Below are 12,733 nucleotides of genomic sequence, written 5' to 3'. Positions count from 1 at the left end.
ATTTTTTGTCCTTGTTTTGTACAACTGAGCATAATAATACTTACCTACAAGTTATAAATGAAATTGTTTTCAAAAATTCGAATTTCACATTTATTATTTAAGTAAAATGTTATATATGGTCATATTTTTAATTTACTTTACAAAAATACAGCAATATTTATGTAAATTTTATGATTTCAAACAGCGGTCTACTAAAATAATCTATGCATATCGGATTATTAATAGCATCCATCTATAATCAATAGTTTTTACTTTTTTTATTGTTTAGATCTTAATCAATATAGTATATTATTTATTTTAATTTTTATGATCTACAAATTCATCAATCCCCCCTTTGATAGTAGAATACCGCATAAATTATGAGTCAATATTGTATAGGCTAACTTTTTAATGCATAATTATTGCATTAGCTTTAATAAAAGCTTATGAAAAAACAAAAAAAAAGAGCTTTGAGACCTAAACAATCTCAAAACCGACCCGGAACTGAAAACAAAATGTCTCCTCTTCCCGAAACTAATCCAATCAGCTATTCTAAAGAAGGAAAACTTAAAGATAAAGTAGTATTGATTACAGGAGGAGATAGCGGTATTGGAAAAGCTGTAGCGCTGCTATTCGCAAAAGAAGGAGCCGATATTATCATTGCCTACCTCAACGAAACCAACGATGCCAAACAAACTAAAAAAGAGGTAGAAACATTTTCAAGAAAATGCACATTGATAAAAGCAGATTTAGCAAAAGAAAGCCAGTGCAAAAAAGTAATTGAAAAGACAATAAAAATTTATAAAAAAATAGATATCCTTATAAATAATGCGGCTTTGCATTGGGAATCCGCGTCATTAGAAGAAATTTCTACTGACCAATTGTTAAGAACATTTCAAAATAATTTCTTCTCTTATTTCTGGATTACAAAATATGCCTTACCATTTCTCAGAAAAGGATCATGTATTATTAATACATCCTCTGTAACAGCTTACCGAGGAAGCCCCCAACTTATTGATTATTCCGCAACGAAAGGAGCAATCCTGTCTTTTACAAGAAGTTTAGCCTCCAATCTGGTAGATAAAGGGATCCGAGTGAATGCAGTCGCACCAGGCCCAATATGGACGCCATTAATCAGTTCTTCTTTCTCACCAAAAAAAAATTCGGAATTTGGAAGCGATTCACCAATGAAGCGTGCAGGAATGCCTAATGAGGTGGCTCCGAGTTTTCTATTTTTAGCAAGCGAAGATTCAAGTTATATTACCGGTCAGGTTATTCATCCTAATGGAGGGGAAATTATAAACGGATAAGAACACCTGTATTTATATATAAATTGAAAACATCTGAAATGTTAAATTGATTTAATAGGGCTACGTATTTTTAATTTTATACTTCTTTTAAAATCAACATATCTTCACCCACGTTCTTGTCGAGGAGTTTAGTGTAATACTGTGTGGTTGTAATACTTTTATGACCTAGCATTTTGCTAACGTATTCTATAGAAGCACCATTAGAAAGCCTTATTGTAGTAGCCAATGTATAACGGGCAACATGATGGTTCAACCTTTGGTAACACCACACAAATCGGCAATCGCCTTAAGATAGGCGTTCATTTTAGCGGAGCATGGATAGCGGTTTACCAGTAGAAATACAGCAAGGATAGGTCAAAAAGCTAAAAAATCTTTCGGTACTACCGAAAGACTACCGTAAAAAATTCATTCAGTCTACCAATCTTTGTTTATCAAAAACCTTAGACATGATTAGCAAACTGACAAGGCTATGCATCTACCCAAAAGACATCCAAAGAATTACAGGACGTAGTGAGCGTTACAGCCGCGCGCTCATTCAAAAAATCAGAAAACACTATAACAAACCAGAGCACCACCTCGTTAGCATCGAAGAATTCTGCACCTACACAGGGCTAGAACATGCAAAAGTCATAGAATACATCATAGATTAACACACCACCCCCAGTCCCCAGTCCCCTCAGGCCATCGAGCAGAGCCGAGATGCCAAAATCTACATAAAAAAATCACTATATCAGATGTTTGATATTATTTTTTACAATTCTATACTTCCCACTCTTCTCAACAGGAATATAATCTGTTTCCTGAATATTAATAATCATTTCGTCACCAACACGAGCCTTCCAGTTCGCTAAAAATTTATCATAACTTTTAGCATCGAATGTTTTAGAATCAGTAATAATTAATATATTGACTTGATTCAATTCATTCTGTATGGCTTGAAAACGAATAATGCCCTTTGTATCTTTTAAGGTATTAGAAATATTTCCCAAGTTAATCTTTCCTGTTTGCGGTGAAAATATGTAATCATCAATACGTCCCAGAATCTTTTTAACTAAAGGATTGTTATTCCCACACCCACAAACTTTATCAGCATCATCCAAAATAATGGAATCTCCAATATCATATCTAATTAAAGGAGTTGCCTCAGTAGTAAAACTCGTAACAACCAATTTACCTTCAAAAGTAGGTTGATTCGAGTCATCCAACACCTCAAAAACACCACTTTGTAATTCAAGGTGCAAATGTCCATTGCGACATTCAAAAACAAAAGGTGCTCCTTCAGACGATGCGTACTGATCAATAAGTTTGGCTTTAAAAAAAGCTTCAATTACAGCACGCATTTCTTCTGTAATCGTTTCTGCTGTGGGAAAAATAGCTTTGATACAGTTAGCCGGAAAATCATATCCATTAGCAATACCGCATTTTGCAATTTCCAAAATACTCGATGGAAAACCCACCATATATTCAGGTTGATATTTAATGAGATTTTCAACATAATATTTAAGATAATCATCTTTGATATGAAAAGTTGAATAATAACGAACCTTATGGATAAAATCGGTTTTCCAAAAACGTTTCTTATTAATATCACTAGCTGTCAATAGATCTTTTCCAGAAAACCAGGCTGTTTTCTTTCCTAGCTTATAACCAAATCGTCCACGAAAATCATCTAGCATTGCAAAACGTTCCTGCATATTTTCCTTAGAAAACAAAACTTCCAAAGACTTCCCTGTTGTTCCACCTGTCTTAGAAACAATACCATCACTTTTAGTAATAGTAAATACTTCTTTTATATGTTGTCTTAAATCCTCTTTTTTTAAAATAGGTAATTGTTCAATATTTGCTAAGTCAACCAACGGATAGTCTTTATAATATTCAGATTTAGATATTGCTTGGTGCAAAAACTCAGAGAACCTTTGTTTTTGAATATCTTTCAAAGCTGCCCTAGAAAGTTGACGATTATCTTTAAACCGCTTTAGATAAAACTGATACTTTCCGCCGTAACGTTCTTTATAAGCCAATATATTGAAAAGACTTATCAAAAAATTTTGTAAAAAGTCTGGTAATATTTTATAGATTTTATCTTTCATGTGAACCCAATTCATTTGATAATACATCTATCATAATTTCACGGTGTGCTTCACACCGCATAAGATTTAAGATTAATTTATTATGTTTATTCCGAAGAAGGGAAATAGGAAGGAATCCTTTTATAAATAACATTCGAAAATAAATGTTTTTGATATATAAACTGGATAAATAAAACTTCTCTTGTGATTTTATATAGTTATCCCACTCTTCCATGAAAAGAGTATCATCAGAAATAATTGCATTCAATTTATCTATTTTATTTAAAAACTCCTTTTTATTTTCGTTTTCTAATAAATGCAATGTGGAATCATTTTCTCTTCCTTGAAAATGGGGAATTAACTCAACCGTAAATTCATTATTTACTAAATTTAAAATTACACTCATTCCTTCCGTCCATATTCCTTTTTGGTATTTCTTCTTATAATCAAAAATGAAATTTCCTAAACTGTAAACTATAGGTTTGTTGTTGTAATATTCATAACCACTAAAACAATGTGTATGATGGGCTACAATTGCATCTACCCCATTTTCAATAAAAAACCGAAACCGTTTTCGTAATTCAGGTGAAGGTAATTGGTAATGTTCTCTTCCACCGTGGTAAATAAGAATAAGTTTATCTACTTTTTGTTTAAGAAGCTTAACTTCTTGGAGATTATCAATTAAGTTGAATGTATAAGCTCCTGCTGATTGATCTGTCGCAGCACAAAATTCATTTTCCGCAACATTGAGGACACCTACTTTTATTCCTTGTATTTCTTTAATAAATGGCTTTTTCGCATTCTTTAAATTGTCCGCTGCTCCTACAGTTTCAAAGCCAAAATCATGCGCATTTTTGAGGGTATCTTTAACACCTTTTGAACCATAATCTTGAATGTGATTGTTTGCCAAAGTGAGTAAGTCAAAACCAGCAAATTTTAAAGCAGCCAGAGCCTTCGTGTCCTCAGTTTTTATACAAGGTCCTGTTTTATTTATTCTTTCATTAAAAACCGTAATTGGACATTCTAAATTCACAATGGAATAATCTACTTGCTTTGTAAGATTCTCAAAACCATTAAATAAAGAAACATATTCTTCTTTCTCTATTATTTGGGCGTTTCGACCAATGGGACAATAATCGCCTGCAATTAGAATTTTCATTATATATTAATTTTTTAATGATTCTTGATAATTAGACATATAAAGATCAATTAATTTCTGAGCATTTGAACTAATATCATAGTTTTTATCTTTAATTATGGTTTTATATAGTTCTCTATGGTCATCTTTATGCAATTCTTTAATCTCATTTATTTTATTAGCCCAATGTTTTGGAGAAGAATTTAAAGATTCTCTATAAGTTAAATCTGTAATTTCAATCTCTGCTGGTATGGTATCAGACATTAAAACAGGTAAGCCATTACACTGTGCTTCTATTAAGACAACAGGCATACCTTCATTAAATGATGTCATGACAAATATATTCATTAAACTTAAATAGTCTTGGGGATTACTAACATTGCCCGTAAATAAGACTTTTTCTTGAAGATTTAATTCTTTAATGTAATTATTTATTTCTAATTTCAACTCACCATCTCCAACAAGAAGTAGTTTAGAATATTGATTTAATTTTTGATATTCATTAAAAACATCAATTAAAAATATATGATTTTTAGTAAAACTAAATCGCGCCACTAATCCCATTACAAAGTCTTTACTATCAATGCCTACTTCATCTTTTAAAGTTTTTATTTTTTCTGAATTTTGGGGGAATTTAAATTTTTCTACATCCACACTATTTTTAAAAACGTCAAAATCTTTTCCACCATATAGCCATTTTCCTGCATCTTCTGAACATGCCAGATTCAAGGTGGAATTTGGATAAATTCTCGTTTTAATAAATTCTCTTAAAAATTTATAAGGTCCAGCAGTTGCTTTTGCATGTGAATGGGCTATACGTATTGGGATATTTAATCTTTTGGCGACATTTAATACTATGGCGCTATTTTCATTGAGATGAGAATGAATAATTTTATATTCTTTATGGTCTAAGAAAAATGATTTGAGTTCTTTTTGATATTGAAAAAACCGTGCGGGCCGAATAGGATTCAATCTAAAAATCTTACCACCTAAATTTTCAATCTCATCATCAAAAGCTCCTCTTTCTTGTCTGTGGACTAAAAAGTCAAACTGAACTTTAGATCGATCAATATTCCTATAAATGGTCATTAGAAAACTTTCTAATCCGCCTAAATTCATAATAGTAACAACTTGTAGGATTCGAATGGGTTGGGTCATGAACTTTTAATTTTTAATAGAATATAGATATGTAGTAGGATACCAAAAGGATAAATGAATAAACTTTTTAGTGGATTAACGCCTTTAAATGCTAGGGGAATATCTTTTGCAAAAATAGAAGAAGAAATTAAATGTACATAATTCTTGATTTCGTTTGAGATGCCATCACCGTGTTTAATTTGAAGTTTCCTACTATATGCAAATCCTCTTGGTGATTGTTTGTACTGTTTTAAGATGGAATTCGTAGAGCCGCCATCCTGATATTCAACAATGCAGTATACATCATTGGCATACAAAAGATTATAATCTTTGCCAATCATTAAATACAAAATCCCCAAAGGCACTAATTTTTCACCTTCATATTCAGGGTAAGGTGGATAGCTTCTCACAACATCAGTTCTTAAAACTAATTTTTTGTCACCTTTAACATTATGAAGATGATATAAATCGTGTAAACTACCTTTCTCTAAATGTTCGGGGATTTTCGTTCCGATTATCTTCCCTTCTCTATCAACATCTAACCCAATGATTCCTGCGACATTGGATTTATTATCAATGGATTCCCAAAGCTTTACGATTAGTTCAATAGCATCCTTTGTCATTGCATCGTCTGAGTCGATACAGACATTCAACTCGGTTTCTGTTAAAGAATACGCGAGATTATGAGCAGTATGCATACCGCCATTCTCTTTGTAATGGTACTGGATTTCAAAATCAGCTTCTTCCCTCCATTGTGCTATTAAGCTTTTCGTATCATCAACCGAACCATCGTCAATAATCATCCAAACGAAATCCTTTGAGGTTTGGTTTTTCAAACTTTCGTAAAGTCTAGGAAGCAGATGTGCTCTATTAAAAGTTGGTGTAAAAACAGTAATCGATTTCATTATAACATGACATTCATTATATAAGTAAACATAAAATACAAAAACAAAATAATCCCAAATACCCGATATTGATTATCCCACAGCTTATACCGAAACATTGGATAGGCAATCACGGCGGGCATCAAAAACCACGACAAATAGGCAAAACGATTACTAAAAGCAGCGTTAATCACCAAGATCCAAAAGGCATTGGCAATACAATAAGTCCCAAAAAGATGGATATAAAACTTATCTGTAATTTTCTTTTTAAATATAAAATACCATCCTGCAAATACAGCAGAAGCACTGTAAGCTAAAAAATCCCACCGAAAACCACTCTGCGAAAATTGATCATTATACTCCTCCGAACCTCCAGTCAAATAACCTTGCGTCCGATCTTCAGCAAATCCTAAATTTGCAAAGAAGCTGCTCCACGCAGAACCTCCAGCTAACGACAAAGGAATTGCCAACAACCAAATAGCCAAATAAGCTTTAGGATTCTTGTAAAGACCAGACACCACAAAAGCCGCTATGGGGATAACCAAAGAGGCATGCATAAAATAAGACATTATTAACAAGGCATACATCAGCCATTTTCGATGATATAAGCACAAAGCCAACAAAAACAATGACGTTGCCAATCCATTGCGCACACCATTGACACCGTATGCCCAGAAGGAATATGACACCATGAACATAAACATAGCGAAAAACCAATAATTCCCAAAGTACTTCTTAGAAAAAAAATAACATGGCACAATGTACAGCACAACACAAAGCTGTAGAAAACCATGTATGTCCATTATCTTACTGGAATAGACCATCATATAATTGAAAAGAAAATCTTTTTCTATTTTAATGCTCTCCCCAGATTGCAAAAGCTTATATGCCTTGTCGTAATTATAGGTATCACCAAAATACCGCCCACTAATCTGCCGCTGCCCCATATAAAGAACTAGCAAAAAAGTCAATATTCCTCCTAATACTTGGAAAAACTGAATACTCTGCTGATCGCTTACATCATAGACAAAAGCATGCGCCAAAATAATAAGCATCACAAGCAACAAAACGTGATAATGCAAGGATGTATACAGTTCTACAGGAATCCAATCAAACATGCGGTAAATTTAATAATTCCTGCCATTGTTTCATAACGCTGGCACAACTAAAACGCAACACATTATGTTTCGCATTTTTTTGTAATCTTTCACGCTCCGATAAATTCCGCATAAGACTTTTAAGCTCCATAGAAAAAGATTCAGCATCGTGATGCTTCACCAGATAGCCATCTTCGCCATTATCAATAATGTTACGAGGTCCATTAGGACAATCATAACTCACTGTTGGCAGACCAATCGATAAAGCTTCTAACAACACCATAGGGAAACACTCGGTTTCTGATGTCATCGCATAAATACTGTACTTCGACATATCTTCTAGCATCTGGTCTGAACTTCCCTTGAAATTGATAACATCCTCTAATCCATTTTCACGAATTTGAGATTCTAAAGTTGCTTGGGTTCCCAAATAATCTTCGCCATGAATGTCCAACTGCCAATCAGGAAACTCAGCTTTTACAAATACCCAGGCTTTTATTAAATCTCCGAAATTCTTAACAGGTGAAATGCGTCCTGCTGCAACTACTTTTTTAGAATGTATATCTGCGGATAAATGGGACAATGCTATCGGGTTGGGGATAACAACAGCATTCCCCGTTTTAACATAGTGGGCTTCATCAGCATTTAAAACAACAATATGATTATAGTGTCGCTCCACCCAATCGCTCAATTTATATTTTAATCTTTTTAGAAACGATGCCGATTGCCTTTGTTCTTCCTCCTGATAACGGGAGCTGTGACGTTCTTTAATAAGTTTTGCATTTCCTTTTATAAAAGGCAACCAATAATGATCAAAATTAAAATTGGGAGAAATAATAACATCGGGCTTCAAACTTTTAAATAAAGCCTTTTGCTTTTTATAATGACGTTTTGCTCTCTTTAAATTTTTTATCGAAAAATAAGATTTTGTACGATCATAATCAACTCCTAAATCCACCAACTTTATCCGAGAATCTAATGCATAACGCGGTGGTAGATTCTTCTGCTCGGTGGTTACCACATAGACCTCAACCTCTGGCAAAGCTGCAAAATAATTAGCCTTCGTCGCCATGACCTTTTCGATGCCACCGTGCAAATGGATTTGGTCAGTATTGAAGATTATTTTCATTTATAAGGATTTAAACAATTGGTTCCATTTCTGAGATATATTCTCAATAGCATAACGGCGAACATCCTGTTTAGCTTTATTACCAAAGGATTTTCTTAAGTCAGAATCTTCTATTAATAGTATTAATTGCTCAGAAAACTCAATTATATTGTTTTTAGGAATAATATAGCCATCTTCTTGATTAACAATTATATCTGAAGGTCCATAATCACAATCAAAAGAAACACAAGGAAGGCCACAGGCCATAGCTTCAATTAGTACCATGCCAAAACCTTCAAAACGTGATGACATCACATAAATGGAACTTTCCAAATACTTTTCTTTTATATTTTTTTCAGGTGGAAAATATTTGATATTATGGGTTAGTTTATTGGTATCTAAAAACGAAAGATTTTCTTTTCCGTACAAATGCAATTGCCAATCCGGATGTGCTTGATGTACTTTTTCCCAGGCTTTGACCAAAAGATCCTGCCCTTTTTGATACGATATTTTGCCTACACAAATCACAACTTTTTGATCAAGTGAACTAGAACGATCAGGATAAAAAGAGAGCGGATTCGCAATAACCTGCATGTTTTGTAAAGAAGTCCACTCTTTTTTGTTTCCTTCGGTTAATACAATAAAACAGTCGTAGGTTTTAGCTAAATTTTCCATCAACCACCATTTCAAGTGAATTATCAAACGTTTACCAAAGCCAAAATCATCTCTCATTTCGATTAATTTGGAAACATGTCGCTCATAGATCCATTTGGCTTTAGTCGTGATAAGACTTGGAAGAAAAAAACCTTTCAAACCATCATCACAAACCAAGATAATATCCGGATTTACAAGACGAACAACCTCCTGCACTCCTTTTTTATAATTTAAAAAATAAGAAAACGGATTTCCTTTTACCTCTATGGAATGAAACTTAATGTTTGAGCTAAAATCATAAAAACGACTTTCGTGTGTATTATTAAGCACCAACACATGAACTTCATAATTCATTTGCTCGGCAAAATAAGATGCTTTAATAGACAGCACCCTTTCGAGGCCGCCAGAACCATTAATGCCGTTCGTGATGTAGAGGAGTTTCATAACCTATTAAATTTAACAAGAGATTTTAAAAGCATTTTGATATCTTTTGTGTCTTTACTTAATCTAAAAGACTTGTAAAATAATGGGATGGCCTTCAATCTTTCATGGTATAATGGCGCATTATAATAAATCACGGCACGCATGCGATTATCTTTGATCAAATATTGTTTCCACTCTTCCTGAGTAAATACGGCTTTATTTGCAATAATATTTTTTTGTATTATATCTAAGGCCATAATGGATTTTTTACTATTTGTACCTGTGATTCTAAAATCGTTATGCTCATACATAATATGTAAAGGCACATCAATTATCGCAAAAGACAAATCATTTTTAAGCGCTTTCAACATCAAAAACCGATCTTGAAATCGATCTATGATATCAAATCCTCCAATTCTTATCAAAGCATCTTTGCGTATGCAAAGCATTGGCGTGAAAAAATTACCATGTATTACAAAATTTTTGTAATCACCAATATTTGGAAAATTAGAAGTTGCGATAATTTCTTGCCTAGTAGTGCCATCAATCCTTTTAAAAGCGGCCAAACAGCCGTCAAGATGATTATTAATTTCTAAAAACAAGATTTGTGTTTGGACTTTCATCGGTAAAAACTCATCATCATCATCCAAGAAAAAAATATAATCGCCCTGTGCAATATTAACTCCTTTATTACGAGCCATGCAAGCACCACTATTAACTTCTAGCGGTAAATAACGTAGTATTTCGTAAGATTCTACTAGCTGTTGGGTTTCTAACTGCTGGGGCGTACCAAGACCATTGTCATCGACAACAATAATTTCGTATGCAAAATCTGTATCTTGCTGCAGACAACTGTCAATTGCTCTTTTAAGAAATTTGGGACGATTGTAGGTTGTAATTATTATAGAGCCTGTCATTACTTAAAACTATCATAGGATTTTTTAAGTGTTGTACGATTTTCAAACATATATAATACTAATTTAATGTAATCTTTTCTACTTGTAATTCTATTCTTTGATAACATACTAATCATAGCACTATATATAGTTTTACAAAAACTACTATAAAAGCCAGTTTTTATAGACTTAAATTGTATTAAATGATTAGCAATTAAATGATAATACAACCGTTCTTTTGACATTAATCTTTCTTTACGATCATGTACGACATTTGCTCCTTCAATAATTCCTATCTTATAACCTTGCGCTTTGGCTCTTAGACATAAATCTATATCTTCTCCATAAAAAAAGAAAAGTGGATCAAAACCTTTCGTTTTTAATAAACACTCTCTAGATATAAATAAAAATGCACCATTTATTAATTCAACTTCTCTTATTTCAGTTTCCGCTGTCATTTTAACTGTTTGTAAATATCGCTTAAAACTATAATCATATTCTTTTTCTGTAGAATCATAATGATAAGGAGATAATAATCCGAAATTTTTATTGTTTGTTAAAACAGGAACACATTTTTCCCAAAATCCAGACATTAACCAACCATCATGATTAACTAGAAAAATATAATTATATTGTTTCTCTAATGCATATTCAAATGCGATATTATTTGCTTTTCCAAAGCCTAAATTTTCATTATTTCTAATTAAATTAACAAATGGAAATTTTTGCTGTATAATTTGGCATGTTTTGTCTGTTGATCCATTATCAATAACTAAAACATCAACAATACAATCCTTTGAATTTTTATATAATGACTGTATATTTTTAGAAATCCATTTTTCAGAATTAAATGAAATTATAGTAGCTAAAATTTTCATTATTTTTCAATTATTCTAATTATATTTTTTATACTTTCATAATATTTCATTTTCTGCTCATTGGTTGATTTTAATATTTTAGAATGTATTTCATCACATGCATCAATAATTTTAAAATTTTTATAAAAATCATTAGTATTGGATACAAAATTTGTTATTTCAAAGTCTGTCCAAGTTAAAATATAGTTAACAATCTTGCTTTGATTTGGATTTAAAGCCAAATATTTAACACCATAACTCATAGCAGTAATTACACCATGTAGACTTGTACCAATGTAAAATGCAGAGTTTGATATAAATCCCATAATATCAAAAATAGTTGGTTGTTCTATAAGGGAAACTCTGTTTTTATAACTATGCTTCAGTAATAAAAAAATTTTTTTTAAAATAACTGGGTCATCATGTCCTTTTGCCAATCCAATTGGACATAATACAATATTGTATTTTGTATTATCCAAAATTTTGCATAACTCAGCAATTGTATCCTCAATATCATTTTGAATTTTATACTTAGATACTTGAAAAAAAACATAATTGGATATTCCCTTATACTTTGTCTGGATTAACTTTTCTTTTTCAAAAATATCAGACATTATTATTGCTGAATCTGGATATATTAAAATATTATTATCAGCACAATTATAATTTATTCTTATTGCAAAATAATCTGCATGGTTAAATCTTTCATTAGATTTTATATCGTTCGGTATCCCTCCAACTGAATTATAAATTACCTTAATTTCCTTTTTAAAATCTTTTTTATTTATAAAAAAAGGAAATTCAGATTGTGCTCCCAATACTTTATATACTATGGGATAGATATATTTTGATGTTGCATATCGAGTATTTTCATATAAATATGAATAAATTGGACTTATATATGAATATAACCTGCCCCATGTTGCGCCTAAACTTTCTCCTCCAGCTACAATAATAGTATCTATTTCTCCTTCATTAATTTGATTTATAAATTTTTTATATCCATACGATTTGTATGCACCAACATTTGTTAAATCAGAATCAACAATAGAATATTTTATGAACTCATAATCTTTGCTATTCACAACATTGATCGCATATTCTATCATTATTGGAAATAATAAATCACCATAATTATTTCTATCATGAGGTCCAAAGATTGCTATTTTCATAAATATTAT

Annotated in this window: 13 protein-coding genes; 2 read left to right on the top strand and 11 right to left on the bottom strand. The window is 31.9% G+C overall.

What is annotated here, in order from left to right:
* Positions 1-425: 425 nt before the first annotated feature.
* Complete coding sequence (locus tag G6R40_RS12080; RefSeq protein WP_165135851.1) at positions 426-1,289, top strand: SDR family oxidoreductase; 864 nt, start codon at positions 426-428, stop codon at positions 1,287-1,289.
* A 76-nt stretch (positions 1,290-1,365) separates the two neighbouring features.
* Here the strand turns inward: G6R40_RS12080 and G6R40_RS12075 are convergent, their stop codons facing one another.
* On the bottom strand, positions 1,366-1,515 hold the full coding sequence (locus G6R40_RS12075) for a hypothetical protein (protein WP_262887647.1): 150 nt from the start codon (positions 1,513-1,515) through the stop codon (positions 1,366-1,368).
* Positions 1,516-1,735: 220 nt separating this feature from the next.
* Here G6R40_RS12075 and G6R40_RS12070 point away from each other — a divergent pair, with 220 nt between their 5' ends.
* Complete coding sequence (locus tag G6R40_RS12070; protein WP_165135848.1) at positions 1,736-1,939, top strand: hypothetical protein; 204 nt, start codon at positions 1,736-1,738, stop codon at positions 1,937-1,939.
* Between the two features lie 75 nt (positions 1,940-2,014).
* Here G6R40_RS12070 and G6R40_RS12065 read toward each other — a convergent pair whose 3' ends face one another.
* The 10 genes from G6R40_RS12065 to G6R40_RS12020 are packed head-to-tail and all read right to left on the bottom strand — an operon-like array spanning position 2,015 to position 12,724.
* A complete protein-coding gene (locus G6R40_RS12065; RefSeq protein ID WP_165135845.1) occupies positions 2,015-3,379 on the bottom strand; it encodes a phenylacetate--CoA ligase family protein in 1,365 nt (454 codons plus the stop codon).
* Complete coding sequence (locus G6R40_RS12060; RefSeq protein WP_165135842.1) at positions 3,369-4,517, bottom strand: CapA family protein; 1,149 nt, start codon at positions 4,515-4,517, stop codon at positions 3,369-3,371. Before G6R40_RS12060 ends, G6R40_RS12065 begins: the two co-directional genes overlap by 11 nt.
* 6 nt (positions 4,518-4,523) lie before the next feature.
* Positions 4,524-5,654, bottom strand: coding sequence for a glycosyltransferase family 1 protein (locus tag G6R40_RS12055; RefSeq protein ID WP_165135839.1), 1,131 nt, complete (start codon positions 5,652-5,654; stop codon positions 4,524-4,526).
* On the bottom strand, positions 5,651-6,538 hold the full coding sequence (locus G6R40_RS12050; protein ID WP_165135836.1) for a glycosyltransferase family 2 protein: 888 nt from the start codon (positions 6,536-6,538) through the stop codon (positions 5,651-5,653). Before G6R40_RS12050 ends, G6R40_RS12055 begins: the two co-directional genes overlap by 4 nt.
* Positions 6,538-7,635: an EpsG family protein gene (locus tag G6R40_RS12045; RefSeq protein ID WP_165135834.1), complete on the bottom strand. Its 1,098-nt coding sequence runs from the start codon at positions 7,633-7,635 to the stop codon at positions 6,538-6,540. The genes G6R40_RS12050 and G6R40_RS12045 overlap by 1 nt, the downstream gene beginning before the upstream one ends.
* Positions 7,628-8,743: a glycosyltransferase family 4 protein gene (locus G6R40_RS12040; RefSeq protein WP_165135831.1), complete on the bottom strand. Its 1,116-nt coding sequence runs from the start codon at positions 8,741-8,743 to the stop codon at positions 7,628-7,630. The genes G6R40_RS12045 and G6R40_RS12040 overlap by 8 nt, the downstream gene beginning before the upstream one ends.
* Positions 8,744-9,820: a glycosyltransferase family 4 protein gene (locus tag G6R40_RS12035; RefSeq protein WP_165135828.1), complete on the bottom strand. Its 1,077-nt coding sequence runs from the start codon at positions 9,818-9,820 to the stop codon at positions 8,744-8,746. It abuts the gene before it with no gap.
* Positions 9,817-10,716: a glycosyltransferase family 2 protein gene (locus G6R40_RS12030; RefSeq protein ID WP_165135825.1), complete on the bottom strand. Its 900-nt coding sequence runs from the start codon at positions 10,714-10,716 to the stop codon at positions 9,817-9,819. The genes G6R40_RS12035 and G6R40_RS12030 overlap by 4 nt, the downstream gene beginning before the upstream one ends.
* A complete protein-coding gene (locus G6R40_RS12025) occupies positions 10,716-11,573 on the bottom strand; it encodes a glycosyltransferase family 2 protein (protein WP_165135822.1) in 858 nt (285 codons plus the stop codon). Before G6R40_RS12025 ends, G6R40_RS12030 begins: the two co-directional genes overlap by 1 nt.
* The gene (locus tag G6R40_RS12020) at positions 11,573-12,724 is read right to left on the bottom strand and encodes a polysaccharide pyruvyl transferase family protein (protein WP_165135820.1); all 1,152 of its coding nucleotides are present in this window, start codon (positions 12,722-12,724) and stop codon (positions 11,573-11,575) included. The genes G6R40_RS12025 and G6R40_RS12020 overlap by 1 nt, the downstream gene beginning before the upstream one ends.
* Positions 12,725-12,733 lie beyond the last annotated feature (9 nt).

Source organism: Chryseobacterium sp. POL2 (genome assembly GCF_011058315.1).
Lineage (GTDB): Bacteria > Bacteroidota > Bacteroidia > Flavobacteriales > Weeksellaceae > Soonwooa.
This window is presented reverse-complemented; position numbering and strand designations above follow the sequence as displayed.

Excerpts from the sequence above, each read along its gene's own strand:
- G6R40_RS12080 (WP_165135851.1), top strand. The coding sequence starts at position 426 with ATGAAAAAACAAAAAAAAAGAGCTTTGAGACCTAAACAATCTCAAAAC.
- G6R40_RS12070 (WP_165135848.1), top strand. The coding sequence starts at position 1,736 with ATGATTAGCAAACTGACAAGGCTATGCATCTACCCAAAAGACATCCAA.
- G6R40_RS12065 (WP_165135845.1), bottom strand. The coding sequence starts at position 3,379 with ATGAAAGATAAAATCTATAAAATATTACCAGACTTTTTACAAAATTTT.
- G6R40_RS12060 (WP_165135842.1), bottom strand. The coding sequence starts at position 4,517 with ATGAAAATTCTAATTGCAGGCGATTATTGTCCCATTGGTCGAAACGCC.
- G6R40_RS12055 (WP_165135839.1), bottom strand. The coding sequence starts at position 5,654 with ATGACCCAACCCATTCGAATCCTACAAGTTGTTACTATTATGAATTTA.
- G6R40_RS12050 (WP_165135836.1), bottom strand. The coding sequence starts at position 6,538 with ATGAAATCGATTACTGTTTTTACACCAACTTTTAATAGAGCACATCTG.
- G6R40_RS12045 (WP_165135834.1), bottom strand. The coding sequence starts at position 7,635 with ATGTTTGATTGGATTCCTGTAGAACTGTATACATCCTTGCATTATCAC.
- G6R40_RS12040 (WP_165135831.1), bottom strand. The coding sequence starts at position 8,743 with ATGAAAATAATCTTCAATACTGACCAAATCCATTTGCACGGTGGCATC.
- G6R40_RS12035 (WP_165135828.1), bottom strand. The coding sequence starts at position 9,820 with ATGAAACTCCTCTACATCACGAACGGCATTAATGGTTCTGGCGGCCTC.
- G6R40_RS12030 (WP_165135825.1), bottom strand. The coding sequence starts at position 10,716 with ATGACAGGCTCTATAATAATTACAACCTACAATCGTCCCAAATTTCTT.
- G6R40_RS12025 (WP_165135822.1), bottom strand. The coding sequence starts at position 11,573 with ATGAAAATTTTAGCTACTATAATTTCATTTAATTCTGAAAAATGGATT.
- G6R40_RS12020 (WP_165135820.1), bottom strand. The coding sequence starts at position 12,724 with ATGAAAATAGCAATCTTTGGACCTCATGATAGAAATAATTATGGTGAT.